Origin of the sequence: Mycobacterium sp. M26, assembly GCF_001494595.1 — a bacterium.
GTDB lineage: Bacteria > Actinomycetota > Actinomycetes > Mycobacteriales > Mycobacteriaceae > Mycobacterium.
Genome location: NZ_LN929908.1, coordinates 1,583,549 through 1,604,077, shown reverse-complemented (window position 1 = coordinate 1,604,077; position 20,529 = coordinate 1,583,549). Strand labels below are relative to the sequence as shown.

The following is a 20,529-nucleotide window of genomic DNA, read 5'->3' as shown; positions in this document are numbered from 1 at the left end:
GCTACCTGCTTCCCGACCTGGTGATGATGCGCTTGCGGAACAATTCGTCAACGGGGCCGGCGATCCGCTCGGCGGCGAGCCGGCCGGACAGCAGGGCGGTGGGAACACCGACGCCGGGCACCGTGGATCCGCCGGCCAGCACCGCGTTGTCGATCCCGCGCACGAGGTTGGCGGGCCGGAACGGGCCGGTCTGAGAGAAGGTGTGGGCCAGTGCGAACGGCGAGCCGGCAGCCATGCCCTGCTTGGCCCAGTCCGCCGGGGTGACGATGTCGAGGATGTCGGCGTCCTCGTCCAGGCCCGGCAACAGCCGCTCCCCGGCCTTGGCCACCACCTGGTGGGCATATGCCTCACCGGCGGAAGACCAATCCACCACGCCCACATCAAGATTCGGGGCCGGTGCCAGGATGTAGAGCAGGTCGCGGCCGACAGGAGCCAAGCTGGCGTCACCCGCGGTGGGCCTGGTCACCAGCAGCGACGGATCGCTCATCAAGGTGCCGTCGCGGATGATCTCATCGAACGTCCGCGACCACTGCTTGCCGAAGCTGATGTTGTGGTGCACCAGCTTGTCGCCGACGGCGGGCACCCCGGCGTGGACGACGACCGCCGACGGGGCGGGCAGGATCTTGACCGCGCGCCGCGGGGTACGACCCAGCAGCTGATAGGTCAGCGGCAGCTCGGTGGTGAGAACCACCGCGTCACAGGCGATCCGGTCACCGTTGTCGGTACGCACCGCGGTCACCCGCGAGCCGGACTTCTCCAGCGACGTCACCGAGGCCTGATAGCGGAAGTCCACCCCGGCAGCGGCTGCGGCAGCGGCCAGCGCTTCGGGCACCGCACGCATACCGCCGCGCGGGAAGTAGACACCCGCGACGGTGTCCATGTAGGCGATCACCGCATAGGCGGCCAACGCATGCTGCGGCGGAACTCCGGCGTAGAGCGCCTGGAAGGTGAAAACCCGTTGCAGCCGTTCATCTTTGATGTACTTGCTGACCATCTTCTCCCAGCCGCGGAAGCCGCCGATCGCGGCGAGCCGGGCCAGCTGCGGGGTCAGCAGTGACAGCGGGGAGTCGAAGTTCGAGGCGATGAAGCCCTTCATCTCCAGCTGGTAGAGCTCAGTGAGCCAGTCGCGCAGCCGGTGGTAGCCGGCCGCCTCGGCCGGACCGGCGAACTCCTCGATGGCGGCGGCCATCGAGGCGGCATCGGTATGCACGTCCAGCGACGAGCCGTCGGCGAACGATGCCCGGTAGGCCGGGTCCACCAGGTCAAGCTGCAGGTGGTCGTCCATCGAGGCGCCGACCGCGGCGAACGCTTCTTCGATGATGTCGGGCATCGTGAGCACCGTGGGTCCGGTGTCGATGCGGTAACCGCGGATGTCGGCCTGGCCCATTCGCCCGCCGGGGAACGGGTAGCGCTCGACCACCGTCACCCTCCGGCCGCGGCCCGCCAGCTGCAGGGCAGCAGACAGCCCGGACAGCCCGGCTCCGACCACCACGACGTGGTCGGTCGCCCCTGGGACGGTACGCATCATCGTCTCCTGTTCTCTAGGTCACTCGCAGGGTGCAGGCCGCCGCCATATTGGCCAGCGTCGACTGCACCCAGTCGTCAATTCGGTTGTCGCACACGTGGTTCACCGCGGTGCCGACCAGTTCGTCGATCATGTCCTCGATCCACTCGACGGCGCCGGTGGCGACGATCAGGTTGCGCCACCGGGTGATGTCGGCGGCGTCGAGTTCCTCGGCGTTCATCAGTTCGACGAACTGCCTGCGGATGGTGGCATCGGCCATCTGGTGAGCCGCGACCACGACGCTGGTGGCCTTTCGCTCGGCCAGGTCTCCCCCGATCGGCTTGCCGGTCACCGTCGGTGACCCGAACACGCCGAGGATGTCGTCGCGCAACTGGAACGCCTCGCCGACGGCGCTGCCATACTCCCCCAGCGCGCCGATCAGGTCCTCGCAGCCGGACATCGCCGCACCGATCTCCAGCGGCCGTCGCACGGTGTAGTTGCCCGACTTGCGGCGGGCGACGTCGAGCACCTGGTCCAGGGTGGGCAGGGCACCGTAGTCATTGGCGACGTCGGCGAACTGGCCCACGGCCAGCTCCACCCGCATCGCGTCGTAGCGCCGCCAGGCGCGTGCCAGCGCATCGGCGGGCACGCCGCTGTCACGCATCATCTGTTCGGCCCAAACCAGGCACAGATCCGACAGCAGGATCGCCGCCGAGGCACCGAAGCGCCATTGCGATCCGCTGAAGCCCTGGTCGCGATGCCACTGGCCGAACTGCACGTGCGCGGCGGGAGCGCCGCGACGCATGTCCGAGTCGTCCATCACGTCGTCCTGCAGCAGGGCGAAGGCGTGCAGCAGTTCCAGACCGGCGGAGGCCCGCAGCGCGGCGTCGTCGGCCGGCGCGCCGCACAGCCAGCCCAGGTACATGAACGTGGAGCGCAAGCACTTTCCGCCGCCCACGAACTGCACAAGGATGTCGGCGGCGACGTCGATTCCGGCGCCGGCCAGTTGCGGAACACAGTGGCCGTCGACGAAGTCGGCGACGTGGGCGAGCGCAGACTGCCGCACACCGTTGCGCCAGATCTCGAACTGCGCGTCGTGTTCGACGGCCACACCCGTGGCCGCGGGCACACGCGCGCCGTTCAGCGAGACTGCGTCAGATGCGCGCAATGGCTGCTCCTTCCCCGTGGCGGGCCACCTCGACCCGGGCCGAGCACCGTGCATGCGATACCCCTCTGATAGCCGATGCAACCAGACGGTGGTGCTCTTGGGTCCAATTCAAGGCGAGTAGTGACCTCGATGCCTTGTCAGAACGCACATGGTCACGTACGCGTAATTTTCTGCACCGCGACCGAGATGCCCCCAAAAGTCCGTCTACCTGCTGGAATACTGGGCCGATGCGGACCGCCAGCGAGGACGTCGCGACCATTGCCGGATCCATCGCCACCACCGGCAGCGCGGCGGTGGCCGGATCGATCGCGACCGCGGGCAGCGCGGTGGTCGGCGGCTCGATCGCCACATCGGGCAGCGCCGTGGTGGCGGGGTCTATCGCCACCGCGGGCAGCGCGGTGATCGCCGGCTCGATCCTGAGCGCCGGCAGCGCGGTGCTGACGGGCTGCGTGCTGACGCTGCTGTGCATCGCGATGCGCGAATGTGTGGCCTGCGCAGCATGTTTCGCGTGCCGCACGTGCATGGCGTGCCTGGCCTGTGCCCGGTGCACCGACTGCGTGGGATGTGTCGGGTGCTACAACTGCTCGGGACTGCGCAACGCGGTGGGCCTGCGCAACGTCCACGCCCAGCCGGGCGGAGAAATCGGGCCTGGAGAGGTTGGAAGATGACACAGCTGAGCGGGAAAGTCGCCCTGGTGACCGGAGCGTCGTCGGGACTGGGGGCGGCGGTGGCTCAGGTTTTCGCCGAACGCGGTGCGTCGGTCTACGGGATCGCCCGCGACACCGAGCGGATGGCAGGAGTGTTCGAGTCCGTCCCCGGCGGTGAGTTCGCCTCGGTCGACATCACCAGCGCCCAGGCCTGCCGGGATGCCGTCGCGGGCTGTGTGGAGCGGTTCGGCCGGCTCGACGTGCTGGTCAACGCCGCGGGCTTTCACCAGATGCGGCACACCCCCGCGGTGGCCGACGCCGACTGGGACTACGACCTGGCCGTCAACCTCAACGGCCCGTTCTACCTGTGCCGGGCGGCGCTGCCCCACCTGCTCGAAGCCGGCGGCAACATCGTCAACGTCGCGTCGATCGCCGGGATCGAGGGTGAGGTCTACTCGGCCGGTTACTGCGCAGCCAAGCACGGCCTGGTCGGTCTGACCCGGGCCCTGGCGGTGGAATTCACTAAGGAGCAGTTGCGGGTGAATGTGGTGTGCCCGGGCGGCATGCTCACCCCGCAGGTCACCGAGTTCGCGACGCCCGATGACGCCGACTGGAACCTGATCATGCGGATCGCCGCACCCCGCGGAATGATGGACCCGCGCGACGTCGCTAAGGTGATCGCCTTCCTGGCCAGCGACGATGCATCGACCATCCACGGCGCGGTCTACAACGTGGACAACGGCAAGACCGCGGGCTAAGCCCCCTCTTCGAAGCGTCGCCGGATCCCGGCGAGCATCTCCTGATGCGCTGCGACCGCCTGCCGGGCGGTCATCGCGAGCAGCGGCCAGGGCGCGCTGATCCGGATCCGCTCGGTCAGCCGGGTACCGCCGGGAGTGGGGTCGAAGGACACCACCCCGTCGAGCCGGACCCGGGGGAACTGGCGGGCTTCGGTGATGACGGGGCCGGTTCGGGGCACCCGCAGGGTCGCCGTGTAGCTGATCGGCAGGGTTGCCGGGCCCAGCGGAATGCGGTCGGCCACCTGGTAGGTGTGGACATATCCCTCGGGCGACTCGCTGCGATGCAGGGTGCGCACCGAGACCACCAAGGGGTGGATGTCGGTGATGTTGTCCAGGTCGACGTAGTGGTCGCGGACGTCGTCCGGCGCACCGGGTACGTCCTCGCTGATGGTCCGGTCAACCGGCCCGGCCATGAGCAGGCCTTACTGGACGGCGGCCCGCTGCAGGACGCCGATCTGCTCCGGGCAGTAGGTGGTAATCGCCGCCCCCAGGAACTGCACGGCCTGGGTCTGGGTCGAGCCGTTCGGCAGATTGGTCAGGACGAACTTGGCCGACTGGTAGGCGTCCTTGTCCAGGCCGTTGTTCAGCCGCTTGCAGGTGATCTTGCCGATCCAGGCGTTGTAGTCCCGGGGCCCGTAGATACCGAAACCGTGCAGCTCATTGGCGAAATCGATGTCGGGGTCGGCGTGCGCCGGCGTGGCCAGGACCAGCGGTGCCGCGATGGCAGCTGCGGCGACCATGGCAAGCCTCGTGACGTTCATGAGTCGGAATTGTAGGCCTGCTAACCACACGCGCGGAAGCCCGGTGTGACCTCGGGCACGAACGGGTGAGGGAAATCGGACCGTCGAGCTACCCGGGGGTATTGTCCGATCAGTTAAGTGGGCTAATCTCTTGGGTTACATCAGCTAATCGGTCGCGGCGCGAGAAAATCGGGGTTGAGATGAGACGAACGGGCACCCTCACGATCGGCGTCGCAGGATTCTGCGCGTTGCCCGTGTCGGCGTCCTGACCTCGTCGGAAGAAACCTATGGTCAAGGCACTCAGACGCGGGTGGATACCGGTGGTCATCGTCATCGTGGTGGCCATCGCGGGGTTTGCGGTGTTCCGCCTGCACGGCGTCTTCGGCAAGACCGAACTGACCCGTCCGGGCAGCGGTCTGGCCAATGACACCAAGCCGTTCAACCCCAAGCAGGTGACCTACGAGATCTACGGACCGCAGGGGGCGGTCGCGACCATCAACTACCTCGACCTGGACGCCCAGCCCCAGATCGCGCGCGACGTCACCCTGCCCTGGTCCATCACGTTGACCACCACCGCGCCGGCGGCCAGTGCCAACATCGTCGCCCAGGGTGACACCGACACCATCGGCTGCCGGATCCTGGTCGACGGTGTGCTCAAGGACGAGAAGACCTCCACCGGTGTCAACGCCCAGACCTTCTGCCTGGTGAAGTCCGCATGAGCCCGTCATCCGGAGCGCATGCGCTGATCCCCCGGCTGGTTCGGACCTTCGCGATCCCCGTGGTGCTGTTCTGGGTCGGCCTGGTCGTGGTGCTCAGCGTCGCGGTCCCGCCACTGGAGCAGGTCAGCCAGGAACACACCGTCTCGCTGGCGCCGCAGGACGCGCCGTCGATGAAGGCGATGCAGAAGGTCGGCAAGGACTTTCAGGAGTTCGACTCCAACAGCAGCGCGATGATCCTGCTGGAAGGCGACCAGCCACTGGGAGCCGACGCCCACCAGTACTACGACGGGCTGATCAAGAAGCTCCGCGAGGACCCCAAGCACGTCGAGCACATCCAGGACTTCTGGGGCGATCCGCTGACGGCGGCCGGTTCGCAGAGCGCTGACGGCAAGGCCGCCTACGTCCAGGTGTATCTGGCCGGCAACCAGGGCGAGGCGCTGGCCAACGAATCGGTGGACGCGGTCCAGAAGATCGTCGCGGCCAACCCCCCGCCGGCCGGGATCAAGGTGTACGTCACCGGGCCGACGGCCCTGAGCCACGACCAGCACAACGTCGGCGACTCGGCAGTCAAGGTCGTCGAAATGGTCACCATCGCGGTCATCCTGGTGATGCTGCTGCTGGTCTACCGATCCATCGTCACCACGGTGCTGATCCTGGTGATGGTGTTCCTGGAACTCACCGCAGCCCGCGGTGTCATCGCGTTCCTGGGCAACGCCGAGGTCATCGGTCTGTCGACGTTCGCGGTGAACCTGCTGGCGACGCTGTCCATCGCCGCGGCCACTGACTATGCGATCTTCCTGATCGGGCGCTATCACGAGGCGCGCCTCGCTGGCGAGGACCGCGAGACCGCCTACTACACGATGTATCACGGCACCGCCCACGTGATCCTGGGCTCGGGTCTGACCATCGCGGGCGCCACGTTCTGCCTGCACTTCGCGCGGCTGCCGTACTTCATGTCGCTGGGCTTCCCGCTGGCCATCGGCATGCTCGTGGTGGTCTTCGCCGCGCTGACGTTCGGACCCGCCGTGATCTCGATCGGCAGCCGGTTCCGCAACATCTTCGAGCCCAAGCGCAAGATGAACACCCACATGTGGCGCCGGGTCGGCACCGCGGTGGTGCGCTGGCCCGCGCCGATCCTGGTCGCCTCGATCGCGCTGGCGCTGGTCGGCCTGCTGGCGTTGCCGTCCTACACCACCAGCTACAACGACCGGAACTATCTGCCCAAGGACATCCCGGCCAATGTGGGCTACGCCGCCGCCGACCGGCACTTCCCGCAGGCCCGGATGAACCCCGAGCTGATGCTCATCGAAACCGACCACGACGTGCGGAATCCGGCGGACATGCTGGTCATCGACCGGGTCGCCAAATCCGTCTTCCACATCCCGGGCATCGGCCGGGTGCAGACCATCACCCGCCCGCTGGGCACCCCGATCGAGCACACCTCGATTCCGTTCATCATCAGCATGTCCGGCACCAACCAGACGATGAACATGTCCTACCTGCAGGACCGCATGAAGGACCTGCTGAAGATGGGTGACGAACTGCAGGTCACCATCGACACGATGGAGCGGATGCTGGCCCTGACCAAAGAGATGGTCGGGGTCACCCACAACATGGTGGCCAAGACCAAGCAGATGGTCGCCGACACCAACGAAATCCGGGACAACCTGGCCGATTTCGACGATTTCTTCCGGCCGATCCGCAACTACTTCTACTGGGAACCGCACTGCTACGACATCCCGATCTGCCATGCGCTGCGGTCCATTTTCGACGCCCTGGACGGCATCGACACCCTTAGTGACGACCTGTCGTCGATCGTCGTCGACATGGATCGGCTCGACGTCCTGATGCCCAAGATGGTCCAGATCATGCCGCCGATGATCGCGACCATGAAGAACATGAAGGCGTCGATGCTGACGATGCAGTCGACGATGAACGGCTTCCAGGACCAGATGGAGGCGATGCAGGAGAACGCCACCGCGATGGGCCAGGCGTTCGATGCCTCGAAGAACGATGATTCGTTCTATCTGCCACCGGAAGTGTTCGACAACCCGGACTTCAAGCGCGGTCTGAAGATGTTCGTCTCCCCGGACGGAAAAGCGGTGCGGTTCATCATCTCTCACGAGGGTGACCCCGCGACGCCGGAAGGCATCTCGCACATCGACAAGATCAAGAACGCGGCGTTCGAGGCCATCAAGGGCAGTCCACTGGAGGGGTCGAGGGTTTACCTCGGCGGCACCGCGTCGGTCTACAAGGACATGCAGCACGGCGCCAACTACGACCTGCTGATCGCCGGAATCGCGGCGCTGTGCCTGATCTTCGTCATCATGCTGGTGATCACCAGGGCGGTGGTCGCCTCGGCGGTGATCGTGGGCACGGTGCTGTTGTCGCTGGGCGCCTCGTTCGGTCTGTCGGTCCTGCTGTGGCAGCACATCCTCGGCCAGCCGCTGCACTGGATGGTCATCGCGATGGCGGTGATCATCCTGCTGGCGGTGGGTTCGGACTACAACCTGCTGCTGGTCGCCCGGTTCAAAGAAGAGATCCACGCCGGACTCAACACCGGTATCATCCGGGCGATGGCTGGCAGCGGTTCGGTGGTGACATCGGCGGGCCTGGTCTTCGCGTTCACGATGGGGTCGATGGTGATCAGCCCGCTGCGGGTCGGTGGCCAGGTCGGCACGACGATCGCGCTGGGTCTGCTGTTCGACACACTGATCGTCCGGTCATTCATGACACCGTCGATCGCCGCGCTGATGGGCCGGTGGTTCTGGTGGCCGCAGCGGGTGCGCCAGCGCCCGCTCCCGCAGAACTGGCCGGCACCGCGCCGCGACGAATCGGACGATACGGATCGGCTATCCGTGGGCGCCAGCCCTGAGGGAGGTTCAACATGACAACGATGAGCAGGACTGTCCGCATGGGAGCGGCTGCGGCGGCGCTGGGTATGGCCGCGCTGGCGATGCCGGCGACGGCGTCGGCGGACGCCTCGGATGACTACCCGATCCCGCACCGCATGATCATCACGACCTGCACGGCCGAGCAGATCATGGCGGCGGCCCGCGACGTCACGCCCGTCTATTACGAGCGCTACATGATCGACTACAACAACAAGCCGGCCGACGTGCAGCAGGCAGCCCAGGACTACGTGCACTGGTTCTACTCGCTGGACGCCGCGGCGCGCCGCGGCTGGTCGGAGGAGATGGCCACCAACATCTACTCCGATCCGCTGGTCTTCCGCTGGCCCAACCACGCCAAGCTGTTCTTCAACAACAAGGGCGTGGCCGCCAAGACCACCGACGTCTGCATGAACTACCCGCCGGACGATATGTCCGTGTGGAACTGGTGAGCTGACCCGACACGTCCCGTTAGGGATCCGTTCACCTGTCGTCCCCCGGTTGGCAAGCCGCAACCGCGACAGTCCTGACATGTCGATCCGCTTGCGTTGCGCCACCTCTGTGACGATCGGCCTTGGCGTGTCGATCGCCTTGGCTCCCATGGCGTTTGCCGATCCGCCCAACATCCCCGAGCCCGGTTCGGAGTCGGCAGCCGCCACCATCGGCGACCTCGATGCCGCGGGATACGACGTGTCTCTGCAGTACGAGAACGGCGTCCCCAACGCAGGGTTGTCGCAGTGCACGGTGACCGACATCAACACCGCCGGTTCGGCGGGCAGCCAGCCGATAGCCTACGTGACGATCAACTGCGCCAAGTAGTTCACCGGGCCGCCGCCAGGGCGGTGACCGTCTCGAGCTCGTCGAGCGCGGTGACCGCCCGGCGCAATCCCTCCAGGGCGATATCGTCATCCTGCAGCCCGCCCAGACCCGCCGTGCTCAGCGCGGACAGGTACGGGTGGACCACCGCCTGCCGGTACCGGGTCCACAGCTCGTCGCCGTCGAGATCCGGCCCGCCAGCGGCCTTCAGAGCCGACCGGTAGACGGCCAGCAGGTCAGCCTCCACGTCGTGGCGGTCGGTGGCGGGCGTGCCGAGCACGATCGCATACGCGAGATCGCGTGACGGATGGCCACGGCGCACCACCTGCCAGTCCAGCAGTCCGGCCCGGCCATCCCGGAAGTAGGTGTTTCCGGGATGACTGTCGCCGTGCAGGACGGTATGCGGGCCGCTGTCGACAACGGCGGTGGCGTGGCCGAAGTTCTCCCAGAGGTAGCGGCCGGCGTCCACCGGGATCGAGGTGGTCTGTGCAAGCTTGCGAGCCGACAGCTTCATCACCGATGGCGTGAGCAGGTTGGCCGGATCCGACGACGGGGCCTGCAGCCAGCCGAACGGGCCGCTGCCCCCGGGCTGGACAGGCAGTCGACCCCAGAACGTGGCGTGGAGTCCGGCAAGCACCTCGAGCACCTGAGCCAGCTGGTCGGTCGACAGCGGATGCAGGGTGTCGGGGAACAGGCAGTCCGTGGCGGCCATGTCTTCCAGGACGATGACGAACCGCCCGGTGACCGCGTCGAACGCCGAGCCGTGGCAGTGCGGCACGCCGGTGCGCAGCAGCGGGGCGAGTTCGCCGTAGAAGCGCGCCTCGGTTTCACCCAGCGACGCCAACTCCCCCAGCATCCGGATGCCCGCGGTGGCCGCCGACATCTTGACGAACACCGAGTCCGGAACGCCGTCGCCGCTCAGGGCGAGCCGGGCGCGACTCGAGGTGCCCGCGGTGCCGTCCAGCCGGGAGACGGTGGCCACCGACCGGCCGATGATCGTCGACAGGGCGGCCGCGTCGAGATCGTCGATGCGGCGCGGGAAGTCACGACGGGCGCCCAGCGCGGTGTCGACGGCAAGCCGATGCACCCCGCGGCCGACATGAGCTCCGAACCGGATCACCGAACGCATCGTCGAACACTATCCGGCGGAGCCGGTAGATAGTTACAAATCGACGCGAATGTGTAAACTACGCACACATCGCCGAGGTGAAAGGGCACCCCAATTGGGCATCGTCACAACGAGTTCGGAGACGGTATTCCAGCACTCGCCGGAAACGCTCTACGACTTCGTCACCAATCCGGCCAACTGGACCAAGACCTACCCCGGCAGCAACTACGTCGGCAAGCTCGACGCACTGCCGCTGAAGGTCGGTGACACCTGGGAAGAGGGCGGGCCCGATGGCGAGCGCATCTTCACCTGGCACCTGGCGATCGCGGTCCGGCCGTCACTGTGGGAGTTCACCTCGGTGGGCCGACTCGGTCACGACCGGCAGGGCAACGGCGGGATGGCAGGCCGGATCACCGTGCAGTATCACTTCACCCAGCCCGGCGAGGGCCTCACCCTGTTCCGCCGCACCATGACCATCGAAGCGCCCCGCGACGAACCGATGCCCGACGGCTTCTTCCGAATCGTCAACCCGGCCAACATCGATCGCTATCACGCCGCGATCGCGCGGGAACTGCAGGCCGGATCGGCCTAGCCGATGCCGTTCAGGCCGTGATGGTGGTTGCCGGTGCCCTCGGTGGGTGCGGGCGGGGCGACCACCGGCGGGGTGAACTTGTTGCCCTCGGTCGGGCTCAGCGACTTCTCCGTCGGCGACACCGGCGCACTGGAGGCCGGTGTGCTGCTCGTCGGGGTCGTGCTGACCGGAGCCTCTTTACTGTCGTTGCCGCAACCGGCGACGAGCGAACTGAAGGCGATCAGCATGGAGGTGCCGGCAACAATTGCCAGGCTGGCGTAGGAACGACCTGCGTTCATGGGATTTCTCCTCTTCTGGCGGCGAGAAAAAGGTTCGCCGCGAAAATTCTGGCCGGCGGCATTTGACTTCGCCGGACGGGAGAATACTGTCACGAATCTGCAGAACTGGCAACCACTTGAGCAATGTTTTTTCTTTGCTGGCTTCGCGGGCATCGGGGTACGAAGGTCCCAATTTCGCGTCGACTGGACCTACCCGAACCACCGAACCGGGCGGCTGTGGGACGCTGGAAGCCCGTAATGCGAAAGGACCAGCGAGGTGACCGTTTCTGTCATCGATCGATGGCTGCGCGTCATCGAGTCCGGGAAGACCGACGAACTCGAGGACCTGCTCGCCGAGGATGCCGTGTTCTACTCGCCCGCGGTGTTCACCCCCCAGCGGGGCAGGGAGCTGACGGCGAAGTATCTGCGGGCCGCCGAGACGTTGTTCTCCGCTGCGAACTTCCGCTACGTCGGCAAGTGGATCGAGAGCCGTTCGGCGGTACTGGAATTCGCCGCTGAGGTCGACGGCGTGACTGTCGAGGGCATCGACATGATCCACTGGAACGACGACGGCAAGATCACCTCCGTCAAGGTGATGATCAGACCGCTGAAGGCTTTACACACGATCGTTCCCGCGATGGGTGAACTGCTGCAGAACAGTTGATGAGGGGTGGCTTTGATGGGTGCTTCGAAGAATGCAGGGATGTACGTGGGCCGGATGGGGGCGCTGGCGGTAGCGCTGGGGGTCGGCGCGGCCATCGCCAACGGCAGCGCGGCGGCCTGGGCTGACGACAGCCCGGGCGCCGGCGGCGCCGGCTCGACCGCGAGTTCCCCGGGTAAGGACGCGTCGAAGTCGACGGGGTCCTCGGCACGCAGCCCGCGCACACCGGGATCGGATTCCAGTGCGTCATCGTCGAAGAAGTCCGGCAAGAGCGCGGCCGCGCGGCCCGTCGTGACGAGTTCCGGGGGCGCCGTCACCAGCGGGACCACGACCTCATCGTCGGCTGCGTCGTCAGCTCCGGAGAGTGCCGCGGCCGAACCGGTCCCGGCAGCAGCGACGGGAAGCACCGCCGTCACCGAACCGGTAAACCGCATCGTCACACCGCCGAAAGCCACCGCCATCCCAGTCGCCGCACCCGTGGTGTCGCGCATCCTGTCGGCCGTCGGGCTGGCCCCAGTGGGAACCGCCACCTCGCCGGTCGCCCCGACACCCGCTCCGTCCCCGGCGATCTGGACGCTGGCCGCCTGGACGCGACGTGAACTCGACACCACGCCCGCCACCGTCCAGGCTGCCCAGGCCGCCCAGACGGCTGCTGTGGCCGCCGCGGCAACCACCTCGACGGGGACGCTGGCCACCCGCAACGTCGGCTGGGTGACCGGTCCGGGAATCACCAACGGCTTCGGGATCTACGGGACCGATCTCGGCATCATGTGGGAGAACGGGCTGACCGGCAAGATCCAGCTGGCGTTCGGCGATACCTTCAGCGGGCCGAACATGACCGGCGACTGGCGCTCGAACGTCTTGCTGCTCAGCACCGACACGAACCTCACCAACGGACTGAGCCTGCTGCAGACCGGCTATGCCTACCAGTTCATTCCGAGTGCGCCGGGTGCGCTGTTCCCGATCCTCAACTCCGAGGTGACGATCATCCCGACGGCGGCGATCTCGGTGAACCAGCAGCAGTACGTCAACTACATGTCGGTCAAGTCCTGGGACACCCCGGGCCGCTGGACCACCAACTACTCGGCGATCTCGATGTACGACCAGGCCACCGACAAGTGGGTGCTGGTGCCCTCGACGATCCGCTCGGCCGGGTGGTTCCGGTCCTCGACGCCGTATGTGCCGGGCAGCCAGAACTTCCAGCAGGCCGCCTACGTGCTGCAGCCCGCCGACCAGGTGGCCGAGGGTGACCCGCAGTATGTGTACGCCTTCGGCACACCGTCCGGGCGGGCCGGGTCGGCCTACCTGTCGCGGGTGGCCAAGGACAACATCACCGATCTGAGCAAGTACGAGTACTGGGACGGCAGTAACTGGGTGCAGGGCAAACCCGCCGTCGCCGCACCGATCCTCGGTGACTCCACCAGCTCCCCCGGCCTGTTCGGGCCGATCATCGATCTGGCCAACAACCCGAACTTCTTCGGCGGCTGGTTCGCCGGGCTGACCGGAGCCAAGACCGGCGGCAACGTCAGCGAGATGTCGGTGCAGTACAACGAGTATCTGGACAAGTACGTGGTGCTGTACGGCAACGGCCAGAACAACGTGGTGCTGCGCACCGCCGACCGGCCCGAGGGCCCGTGGTCGGATCCGATCACCATCGCGACCTCGGTGCAGTACCCGGGGCTCTACGCGCCGATGATCCATCCGTGGTCGGGCACCGGAAAGCTGACGGACAGCAGCGGCAACGCCGACGTCAGCAACCTGTACTGGAACATGTCGCTGTGGGGTCCGTACAACGTCACGCTGATGCAGACCGACCTGACGCCGCTGCACACCACGGTGGTGTGATCCGGTGAGCCTGGTGGCGGGACGGGGACCGCTGGGGCCTGATCCCGCAGGCAGGTTCTCCGCCCCGATCCCCGAGGCGCTGGTCTACCTGGAGCCACACCCCCGGCGCGTGCAGGCAATTCGCCACGGCCGCACGGTGATCGACACCGAGCGGGCGCTGCTGGTGCACCGCGCCGGCGAGCCGCTGAGCTACGCCTTCCCGCACGACGAGGTCGGCGACCTGCCCCATGAGCCCGAACCGCTGGCGCCGGGCTACGTTGTGGTGCGCTGGAATTCGGTGGACACCTGGCTCGAGGAGGGCCGGCGGCTGGTCCACTATCCGCCCAACCCGTATCACCGGGTGGACTGCCGGCCGACCACTCGGCGGCTGCGCGTCGAGGTCGCCGGCACGACGTTGGTCGACACCGACGACACCATGATCCTGTTCGAGACCGCACTCGAGCCGCGGCTGTATGTCGCCCGCGACCAGGTCCGGATGGACCTGCTCACCCCAACCGAGACCACCAGTTACTGCAACTACAAGGGCGTGGCGACCTATTGGTCGGCCAGGATCGGCGACGTCGTGGTCGACGACGTCGCGTGGAGTTATGACGACCCGCTGCCGGAGAGCCTGCCCATCGCCGGCCTCCTCAGCTTTGACCCGGACAAGACCGCGATGCAGGCACAGCTGCCGGCCACGTAGGTTGGTGGCATGAAGTACATCGACGTCGAGGGTGTGGGCCGGGTCAGCCGGATCGGTCTGGGCACCTGGCAGTTCGGTTCCAGCGAATGGGGTTACGGCGACGAGTACGCCGAGGGCGCGGCCCGCGAGATCGTGCAACGCGCTTTGGCGCTGGGCGTGACATTCTTTGACACCGCCGAGGTCTACGGCTTCGGGCGCAGTGAGCGGATTCTCGGCGAGGCACTCGGCGCGCAACGGGCCAACGTGGCGGTGGCCAGCAAGGTGTTCCCGGTGGCGCCCTTCCCGCCGGTGATCCGCCAGCGCGAGAAGGCCAGCGCCCAGCGACTGGGTTTGGACCGGATTCCGCTCTACCAGATTCATCAACCCAACCCGGTGGTGCCGGATTCGGTGATCATGCCGGGTATGCGCGATCTGCTGGACAGCGGCGCGATCGGCGCGGCCGGAGTGTCCAACTACTCGCTGTCCCGGTGGCGCAAAGCCGATGCCGCGCTGGGCCGCCCGGTGATCAGCAATCAGGTGCACTTCTCGCTGGCGCACGCCGGCCCGCTCGACGATCTCGTGCCGTTCGCCGAGCAGGAGAACCGGATCATCATCGCGTGGAGCCCGCTGGAGCAGGGTCTGCTGGGCGGCAAGTACGGACTCGATAACCGCCCGGGCGGGATTCGCGCGGTCAACCCGCTGTTCGGGACCGAGAACCTGCGGCGGGCCGAACCGCTGCTGCAGACGCTGCGCGAGGTGGCATCCGAGGTGAATGCCCAGCCGGCTCAGGTGGCACTGGCCTGGCTCATCAGCCTTCCCGGGGTGGTCGCCATCCCCGGCGCCTCCAGCGTCGAGCAACTCGAGTTCAACGTGGCCGCAGCCGATATCGAACTGCCCGCCGCGTCCCGGGATGCGCTGACCGCGGCCGCCAAGGCATTTCGGCCGGCGTCACCGGTGCGGTTCATCACCGACACCGTGCGGGAGCGGCTAGGACGCGGCTGACGGCTGCACGGCCCGCGCCCAGCCCAGCGGGTTGAGCTTGCGGTAGGGGTCGGTGGCGCGCAGCTTCTGCAGATCGGCGAGGATCACTTCAAGCGCGGTCTGCGTCTCCTGTTTGACCGTCGCCTGCCAGGTCTCGACTTTCGTCCGCGCCGGTTTCACGGTGGTGATGGGCGTCCCGAACCGCAGGTACATCCGCTGGGGATCGGGCAATAGTGTCGGCCCGAGGCCACGAACCGGCGGCATGACCATCTCCGGCCTGCCACCGATGCGACTGCCGAGGAACTGACTGATCCGGCCCACCAGGCTGTCTCGTTCCACCAGGCCGTGATAGACGTCGTCACCGCCCACCAGCCCGACCGGGACAATCGGGTACTCATGCGCGATTGCCAGCCGGGCGAATCCGATCCGGCGCTCCCAATTCAACTGGTACTTCTCGCCTTTGAACTTCGGCATCTCCCGCCCACCGCCCGGGAACACCAGGACGGTCTGGTCGTTGGCCATGAGCATGGCGGCGTTCTCCGGGGTGCCGACGACCCCTCCGGCCGCCGCCATGACGTCGGCGACCAAGCCGGTCATGGTCCCGAACTGCTGGTCGGCCAGCGCGCGCACCCGGATCCCGAGTTCCCGGTGCACGAAATACGGGATCATGAGGATCTCGGCGATCCCGAATGCCGTGTGGTTACCCACCAGCAGGAAGCGCCCGTCCCGGGGCAGGTTCTCCAATCCGTCGACATAGGGTTTACCGAAATCCACGATCGGGTTCAATCGGTCGGCCACCGCCAGGATCGCTTTGGTGAGGGTCTGCACCCGGCTCGGTTCGTTGATGAGGTGATCCAGCTCGGGAACGTCGTTGGACTCGTTGTCCGGCACGGTGTTCGGCATGAAATCGCTCCCTTGCTACGTCCACGCCCAGACCGACATGTCGGCGGGCGGATAGTTCTGGCAGACGTCGGTGCTGTGGGCCGCGACGCCCTTGTTGTTGAAGAACAGCTTGGCCCAGTTCGGCCAATTCCAGGCTAGCGATTCGTAGAAGGCATTGGTGGCGGTGTCTTCCGAGTACTGCCGGCGTCCGGCGTAGTCCATCGAGAAGAACCAGTGGATCCGGTCCTGGACCGCCTGCTGCACATCGGCCGACTTGTTGTTGTAGTCGATCATGTAGCGCTCGTAGTAGATCGGCTCGACGTCTCGGGCGGCGGCCATGATCTGCTCGGCGGTGCACCCCGTCGTCAGAATGCGGTGCGGAATCGGATAGTCGTCGGTGGCGTCCGCCGAGGCCGCCGGCGATGCTGCCAGCAGCGCCGCACACGCGGCCGCAAGCACCGCACATGCCGCCACTGCCGCAAGCGCGGCGCGCAGATACCGAATCATGCTGGGCCTCCTAGGATGTGCGCGCGGCGCGCTGCAGCGCCGGGGTCTGATCGGGGCAGTAGGTGGCGATCGCCAGGCCGAGGAACTTCCAGGCCTGGTCGGTGGTGCTGCCGTGCTGCAGTTGTTCGCTGACGAACGCTGCCGATTGGTAGGCGTCGGCGTCCACCCCGCCGGCCAGCCGGGTACAGGCGATCTTGCCGATCCAGGCGTTGTAATCCCTGGGCCCGTAGATGCCGAATTGGTGCAACTGCGTGGCGAAGTCGGTGTCCGGGTCGGCCTGGGCCGTCGGGGCCATGGTGATCGCACCGGCGGCCAGCAGGACCGCCAACGCGACCCGTCGCATCGTCATGAGGTGGCTCCTGTCAGGGTGGCTGCCGGATCCTGTTGGATGGGGGCGGGCCACGGCTCGGGGACGGGCCGTTCCCGGACCCGCTGCGGCCACCAGAACCACTTGCCGAGCAGTGCTGCGATCGCCGGTGTCATGAGAGCCCGGATGATCAGGGTGTCGAACAACAGACCGAGCCCGATGGTCATGCCGACCTGGCCGATCACGGTCAATTGGCTGGCCGCCATCGACATCATCGTGAAGGCGAACACCAGGCCCGCCGAGGTCACCACCGAACCGCTGCCGCCCATCGCCCGGATGATGCCGGTGCCGATACCGGCGTGGATCTCCTCCTTGAGTCGCGCCACCAGCAGCAGGTTGTAGTCCGCGCCGACCGCCAGCAGGATGATGACCGACATGGCCAGCACCATCCAGTGCAGCTCGAGACCGATGATGTGCTGCCACAACAGGACTGACAGACCGAAAGAGGCACCCAGGGACAGCAGCACGGTTCCGACGATCACTGCTGCGGCCACCACACTGCGGGTGATGATCAGCATGATGATGAAGATCAGGCACAGCGAGCCGATTCCGGCGATCACCAGATCCCAGTTCGCGCCTTCCTGCATGTCCTTGAACATCGACGCCGAACCGGCGAGATAAAGTCCGGAACCTTCCAGCGGCGTGCCCTTGATGGCCTCCTTGGCAGCATGTTTGATCGCCTCGACGTGACTGAGCCCTTCCGGTGTCAGCGGATCTCCGTCATGGCTGATCATGAACCGCACCGCATGCCCGTCCGGCGAGAGGAACATCTTCATGCCCCGCTTGAAGTCCGGATTGTCGAAGGTCTCCGGTGGCAGGTAGAACGAGTCGTCGTTCTGCGCGGCGTCGAAGGCCTGCCCCATGGCCGTCGAGTTCTTCTGCATCGCATCCGACTGATCCTGCTGGCTCTTCTGGGTGTGATACATCGTCTCCATGGTCTTTTTCATGGTCTTCATGGTCTCGATCATGTTGGGCATGACCGCGACCATCTGAGGCATCAGACCGTCCAGCCGTTCCATCACCGGCAGCATGTCCTGGATGTCATCGGTCATGGTGTCGATACCGTCGAGGGTGTCGAAGACAGACCGCATTGACTGACACATCGGGATGTCGTAGCAGTGCGGTTCCCAGTAGAGGTAGTTGCGGATCGGACGGAAGAAGTCGTCGAAATTGGCGATGCCGTCCCGCATTTCGGCGACGTCCATCGACATCGTCTTCATCTTGGCGACCATCTGGTGCATCGATTCCGACATCTGACCGGTGACGCTCTGCATCTTCTCCAGGGAGTCGATGGAACTCTGGATCGCGTTGACCTGGTCGCCCAGTCCGTCGATCATGTCCTGCTGATACTTCTGGTTCATCGTCTGGGTGATGCCCTGCATGCTGATCTGAAACGGAATCGAGGTGTGCTCGATGGGCGTTCCCTGGGGTCGGGTGATGGTCTGCACCCGGCTGATACCGGACACCCGGAACACGGCCTTGGCCAGCTTGTCGATGACGAGGAAGTCGGCCGGGTTACGCAGATCGTGATCGCTTTCCAGCATCAGCAATTCGGGGTTCATCCGGGCCTGCGAAAAGTGCCGGTCGGCGACGGCGTACCCGGAGTTGGCCGGCAGGTCAGACGGCAGGTAGTGCCGGTCGTTGTAGTTGGTGCGGTACCCGGGCAGGGCGAGCAGACCCACCAGTGACAAGGCGACAGCCGAAACCAGGATGGGCCCGGGCCAGCGCACCACGGCCGCGCCGATACGGCGCCACAACCGAACTCGCATGGCGCGCTTGGGTTCCAGGACCTTGCCGAACCGGCTGGCGACGGTGATGACGGCGGGCCCCAGGGTCAAGCCGACCAGCACCACGACGAGCATGCCGACGGCCAGCGGAATGCCGAGCGTCTGGAAGTTGGGCAGGTTGGTGAAGTGCAGACACAGCGTCGCCCCGGCGATCGTCAGGCCGGAGCCCAGGATCACGTGAGCGGTTCCGTGGAACATTTCGTAATAGGCCGCTTCCCGATCCTGACCCCTGCTTCGCGCCTCCTGATACCGGCCGATGAGGAAGATGACGTAATCCGTTGCGGCGGCGATGGCCAGCGTCACCAGCAGGCTGGTGGCAAAGGTCGACAGCCCGATCACGTTGTAATAGCCCAGGAAAGCCACCACCCCGCGGGTCGTCGCCAGGCTGAGCATCACCATCAGCAGGGTGAGCACGGTGGTGATGATCGAGCGGTAGACGAACATCATCATCACGATGATCACCGCGAAGGTGAGGTTCTCGATGACCTTCATACTGCGATCACCGGCGACCTGCTGGTCGCTGGTCATCGCCGAGGCTCCGGTGACGTAGGCCTTGATCCCCGACGGCGGCGAGACACTGTTGACGGTGGTGTTGACCGCCGCGACCGATTCATTGGCCAGATCCTCACCCTGGTTTCCGGCGGTAAAGATCTGGACGTAGGCGGCCCGGCCGTCCTTACTCTGCGCACCCGCAGCGGTCAGCGGGTCGCCCCAGAAGTCCTGAACGTGTTCGACATGCTTGGTGTCCGCTTCGAGCTTGCGGACCAACTCGTCGTAGTACGTGTGCGCGGCGTCGTCGAGGGCGTGATCGCTTTCCAGGACGATCATCACCGAGCTGTCGGAGTTGTACTCGCCGAACACCGTGCCGATGTGTTTCATCGCGACCACCGAGGCGGCATCGTTGGCGCTCATCGATACCGAACGCAGCTTGCCCACCACCTCCAACTGGGGCACCACCACGTTGAGCGTGATCATGATGCCGATCCAGCCCAGGATGATCGGGACGGCCAGCTTCCGGATCCACACCGCGGGGCCGCGATGCTCGGGCGGCTCGACGGCGCTCATGCGGACTTGACCAGGCAGAAGGTCTGCGCACCGGTTCCGGTCGCGGTCTTCTCGTCCTTGACGACGTCGTCGACGGTGATGCGGCAGCTGATGGACTGGCCGTTGCCCTTGGCCACCAGGTTCGGGAACACCGAGGGGTCGGTGGTCTGCAATGTCACTGACCAGGGCAGTGCTGCCCCGTCGAGGCGCTGCGGCTGGGTCTTGAGATCCAGATAGTTGATGTCGGCGGCAGTCCCGTCACCCCAGACCTGATAGGTGACGATCTTCGGGTCGAAGGGTTTGGCATCGTCGGCAACCGGCTTGGGCGCACCGAACTGCGCGCCGGTGTCGAAGAAGGTGCGTACCCGCGACATCGTGGTGGCCGCCAGCGCCAGTATCGCCACGATCAGCAGGGGAATCCATATGCGCCTCAACACCTTTAACACGGACTCCCCTTTCGGCTGACTTCCTCAACGGCGCGGTACGTGTCCTCGGCCGGGGTCCCGGCGAGGCATCTGATGCTAACCCAAAACTGACCAATCGACCATTTTGGTC

Annotated in this window: 22 protein-coding genes; 11 read left to right on the top strand and 11 right to left on the bottom strand. The window is 66.1% G+C overall.

Annotated elements, in window-relative coordinates; translation table 11 throughout:
* Position 1: 1 nt before the first annotated feature.
* On the bottom strand, positions 2-1,525 hold the full coding sequence (crtI, locus tag BN3385_RS16905) for a phytoene desaturase family protein (RefSeq protein WP_059022050.1): 1,524 nt from the start codon (positions 1,523-1,525) through the stop codon (positions 2-4).
* A 16-nt stretch (positions 1,526-1,541) separates the two neighbouring features.
* Complete coding sequence (locus tag BN3385_RS16900; RefSeq protein WP_502688072.1) at positions 1,542-2,672, bottom strand: polyprenyl synthetase family protein; 1,131 nt, start codon at positions 2,670-2,672, stop codon at positions 1,542-1,544.
* A 227-nt stretch (positions 2,673-2,899) separates the two neighbouring features.
* Between BN3385_RS16900 and BN3385_RS16895 the strand changes: the two genes are divergently transcribed.
* Positions 2,900-3,340 (top strand): hypothetical protein, encoded by a 441-nt coding sequence (locus BN3385_RS16895; RefSeq protein ID WP_059018321.1) that lies wholly within the window; start codon positions 2,900-2,902, stop codon positions 3,338-3,340.
* Positions 3,337-4,077, top strand: a complete 741-nt coding sequence (locus tag BN3385_RS16890) for an SDR family NAD(P)-dependent oxidoreductase (RefSeq protein WP_059018319.1) — start codon at positions 3,337-3,339, stop codon at positions 4,075-4,077. The genes BN3385_RS16895 and BN3385_RS16890 overlap by 4 nt, the downstream gene beginning before the upstream one ends.
* On the opposite strand, the gene BN3385_RS16885 is transcribed toward BN3385_RS16890, so the two are convergent.
* Complete coding sequence (locus BN3385_RS16885; protein WP_059018318.1) at positions 4,074-4,529, bottom strand: SRPBCC family protein; 456 nt, start codon at positions 4,527-4,529, stop codon at positions 4,074-4,076. The genes BN3385_RS16890 and BN3385_RS16885 overlap by 4 nt on opposite strands.
* Before the next feature lie 9 nt (positions 4,530-4,538).
* Entirely contained in the window at positions 4,539-4,877 is a 339-nt protein-coding gene (locus BN3385_RS16880) for a DUF732 domain-containing protein (RefSeq protein WP_059018316.1), read from the bottom strand.
* 266 nt (positions 4,878-5,143) lie between these two features.
* Here BN3385_RS16880 and BN3385_RS16875 point away from each other — a divergent pair, with 266 nt between their 5' ends.
* The 4 genes from BN3385_RS16875 (at position 5,144) to BN3385_RS16860 (ending at position 9,285) form a co-directional block, all read left to right on the top strand.
* Positions 5,144-5,575, top strand: coding sequence for an MmpS family transport accessory protein (locus BN3385_RS16875; RefSeq protein ID WP_059018314.1), 432 nt, complete (start codon positions 5,144-5,146; stop codon positions 5,573-5,575).
* Positions 5,572-8,466, top strand: coding sequence for an MMPL/RND family transporter (locus tag BN3385_RS16870; protein WP_059018312.1), 2,895 nt, complete (start codon positions 5,572-5,574; stop codon positions 8,464-8,466). The genes BN3385_RS16875 and BN3385_RS16870 overlap by 4 nt, the downstream gene beginning before the upstream one ends.
* Positions 8,463-8,918: a DUF5078 domain-containing protein gene (locus BN3385_RS16865; protein ID WP_059018310.1), complete on the top strand. Its 456-nt coding sequence runs from the start codon at positions 8,463-8,465 to the stop codon at positions 8,916-8,918. Before BN3385_RS16870 ends, BN3385_RS16865 begins: the two co-directional genes overlap by 4 nt.
* A gap of 79 nt (positions 8,919-8,997) precedes the next feature.
* Positions 8,998-9,285 (top strand): hypothetical protein, encoded by a 288-nt coding sequence (locus tag BN3385_RS16860; protein WP_156432779.1) that lies wholly within the window; start codon positions 8,998-9,000, stop codon positions 9,283-9,285.
* 1 nt (position 9,286) lies between these two features.
* Here the strand turns inward: BN3385_RS16860 and BN3385_RS16855 are convergent, their stop codons facing one another.
* The gene (locus tag BN3385_RS16855; RefSeq protein WP_059018306.1) at positions 9,287-10,411 is read right to left on the bottom strand and encodes a phosphotransferase family protein; all 1,125 of its coding nucleotides are present in this window, start codon (positions 10,409-10,411) and stop codon (positions 9,287-9,289) included.
* A 94-nt stretch (positions 10,412-10,505) separates the two neighbouring features.
* Between BN3385_RS16855 and BN3385_RS16850 the strand changes: the two genes are divergently transcribed.
* On the top strand, positions 10,506-10,982 hold the full coding sequence (locus tag BN3385_RS16850) for an SRPBCC family protein (protein WP_059018305.1): 477 nt from the start codon (positions 10,506-10,508) through the stop codon (positions 10,980-10,982).
* Here the strand turns inward: BN3385_RS16850 and BN3385_RS16845 are convergent.
* Positions 10,979-11,260 (bottom strand): hypothetical protein, encoded by a 282-nt coding sequence (locus tag BN3385_RS16845; RefSeq protein WP_082690514.1) that lies wholly within the window; start codon positions 11,258-11,260, stop codon positions 10,979-10,981. The two genes, BN3385_RS16850 and BN3385_RS16845, sit on opposite strands and share 4 nt — an antisense overlap.
* Positions 11,261-11,516: 256 nt before the next feature.
* On the opposite strand from BN3385_RS16845, the gene BN3385_RS16840 reads away from it, so the two are divergent.
* The 4 genes from BN3385_RS16840 to BN3385_RS16825 are packed head-to-tail and all read left to right on the top strand — an operon-like array spanning position 11,517 to position 15,408.
* Positions 11,517-11,903 carry a nuclear transport factor 2 family protein gene (locus BN3385_RS16840; RefSeq protein ID WP_059018300.1) on the top strand — a complete coding sequence of 129 codons (387 nt, stop codon included), beginning with the start codon at positions 11,517-11,519 and terminating at the stop codon, positions 11,901-11,903.
* 15 nt (positions 11,904-11,918) lie between these two features.
* Complete coding sequence (locus BN3385_RS16835) at positions 11,919-13,745, top strand: glycoside hydrolase family 183 protein (protein WP_059018299.1); 1,827 nt, start codon at positions 11,919-11,921, stop codon at positions 13,743-13,745.
* 4 nt (positions 13,746-13,749) lie between these two features.
* A complete protein-coding gene (locus BN3385_RS16830; RefSeq protein WP_059018297.1) occupies positions 13,750-14,427 on the top strand; it encodes a DUF427 domain-containing protein in 678 nt (225 codons plus the stop codon).
* Positions 14,428-14,436: 9 nt separating this feature from the next.
* Entirely contained in the window at positions 14,437-15,408 is a 972-nt protein-coding gene (locus tag BN3385_RS16825; RefSeq protein WP_059018295.1) for an aldo/keto reductase, read from the top strand.
* Here the strand turns inward: BN3385_RS16825 and BN3385_RS16820 are convergent.
* The 5 genes from BN3385_RS16820 to BN3385_RS16800 are packed head-to-tail and all read right to left on the bottom strand — an operon-like array spanning position 15,394 to position 20,420.
* Positions 15,394-16,290, bottom strand: a complete 897-nt coding sequence (locus tag BN3385_RS16820) for a lysophospholipid acyltransferase family protein (protein ID WP_059018293.1) — start codon at positions 16,288-16,290, stop codon at positions 15,394-15,396. The genes BN3385_RS16825 and BN3385_RS16820 overlap by 15 nt on opposite strands.
* Before the next feature lie 15 nt (positions 16,291-16,305).
* Positions 16,306-16,776 carry a DUF5078 domain-containing protein gene (locus tag BN3385_RS16815; RefSeq protein ID WP_059018291.1) on the bottom strand — a complete coding sequence of 157 codons (471 nt, stop codon included), beginning with the start codon at positions 16,774-16,776 and terminating at the stop codon, positions 16,306-16,308.
* Between the two features lie 10 nt (positions 16,777-16,786).
* On the bottom strand, positions 16,787-17,119 hold the full coding sequence (locus tag BN3385_RS16810) for a DUF732 domain-containing protein (RefSeq protein WP_059018289.1): 333 nt from the start codon (positions 17,117-17,119) through the stop codon (positions 16,787-16,789).
* 2 nt (positions 17,120-17,121) lie between these two features.
* Entirely contained in the window at positions 17,122-19,995 is a 2,874-nt protein-coding gene (locus tag BN3385_RS16805; RefSeq protein ID WP_059018287.1) for an MMPL/RND family transporter, read from the bottom strand.
* Positions 19,992-20,420: an MmpS family transport accessory protein gene (locus BN3385_RS16800; protein ID WP_059018285.1), complete on the bottom strand. Its 429-nt coding sequence runs from the start codon at positions 20,418-20,420 to the stop codon at positions 19,992-19,994. Before BN3385_RS16800 ends, BN3385_RS16805 begins: the two co-directional genes overlap by 4 nt.
* Between the last annotated feature and the right edge of the window lie 109 nt (positions 20,421-20,529).

Excerpts from the sequence above, each read along its gene's own strand:
- crtI (WP_059022050.1), bottom strand. The coding sequence starts at position 1,525 with ATGCGTACCGTCCCAGGGGCGACCGACCACGTCGTGGTGGTCGGAGCC.
- BN3385_RS16895 (WP_059018321.1), top strand. The coding sequence starts at position 2,900 with ATGCGGACCGCCAGCGAGGACGTCGCGACCATTGCCGGATCCATCGCC.
- BN3385_RS16890 (WP_059018319.1), top strand. The coding sequence starts at position 3,337 with ATGACACAGCTGAGCGGGAAAGTCGCCCTGGTGACCGGAGCGTCGTCG.
- BN3385_RS16885 (WP_059018318.1), bottom strand. The coding sequence starts at position 4,529 with ATGGCCGGGCCGGTTGACCGGACCATCAGCGAGGACGTACCCGGTGCG.
- BN3385_RS16880 (WP_059018316.1), bottom strand. The coding sequence starts at position 4,877 with ATGAACGTCACGAGGCTTGCCATGGTCGCCGCAGCTGCCATCGCGGCA.
- BN3385_RS16875 (WP_059018314.1), top strand. The coding sequence starts at position 5,144 with ATGGTCAAGGCACTCAGACGCGGGTGGATACCGGTGGTCATCGTCATC.
- BN3385_RS16870 (WP_059018312.1), top strand. The coding sequence starts at position 5,572 with ATGAGCCCGTCATCCGGAGCGCATGCGCTGATCCCCCGGCTGGTTCGG.
- BN3385_RS16865 (WP_059018310.1), top strand. The coding sequence starts at position 8,463 with ATGACAACGATGAGCAGGACTGTCCGCATGGGAGCGGCTGCGGCGGCG.
- BN3385_RS16860 (WP_156432779.1), top strand. The coding sequence starts at position 8,998 with ATGTCGATCCGCTTGCGTTGCGCCACCTCTGTGACGATCGGCCTTGGC.
- BN3385_RS16855 (WP_059018306.1), bottom strand. The coding sequence starts at position 10,411 with ATGCGTTCGGTGATCCGGTTCGGAGCTCATGTCGGCCGCGGGGTGCAT.
- BN3385_RS16845 (WP_082690514.1), bottom strand. The coding sequence starts at position 11,260 with ATGAACGCAGGTCGTTCCTACGCCAGCCTGGCAATTGTTGCCGGCACC.
- BN3385_RS16835 (WP_059018299.1), top strand. The coding sequence starts at position 11,919 with ATGGGTGCTTCGAAGAATGCAGGGATGTACGTGGGCCGGATGGGGGCG.
- BN3385_RS16825 (WP_059018295.1), top strand. The coding sequence starts at position 14,437 with ATGAAGTACATCGACGTCGAGGGTGTGGGCCGGGTCAGCCGGATCGGT.
- BN3385_RS16820 (WP_059018293.1), bottom strand. The coding sequence starts at position 16,290 with ATGCCGAACACCGTGCCGGACAACGAGTCCAACGACGTTCCCGAGCTG.
- BN3385_RS16815 (WP_059018291.1), bottom strand. The coding sequence starts at position 16,776 with ATGATTCGGTATCTGCGCGCCGCGCTTGCGGCAGTGGCGGCATGTGCG.
- BN3385_RS16810 (WP_059018289.1), bottom strand. The coding sequence starts at position 17,119 with ATGCGACGGGTCGCGTTGGCGGTCCTGCTGGCCGCCGGTGCGATCACC.
- BN3385_RS16805 (WP_059018287.1), bottom strand. The coding sequence starts at position 19,995 with ATGAGCGCCGTCGAGCCGCCCGAGCATCGCGGCCCCGCGGTGTGGATC.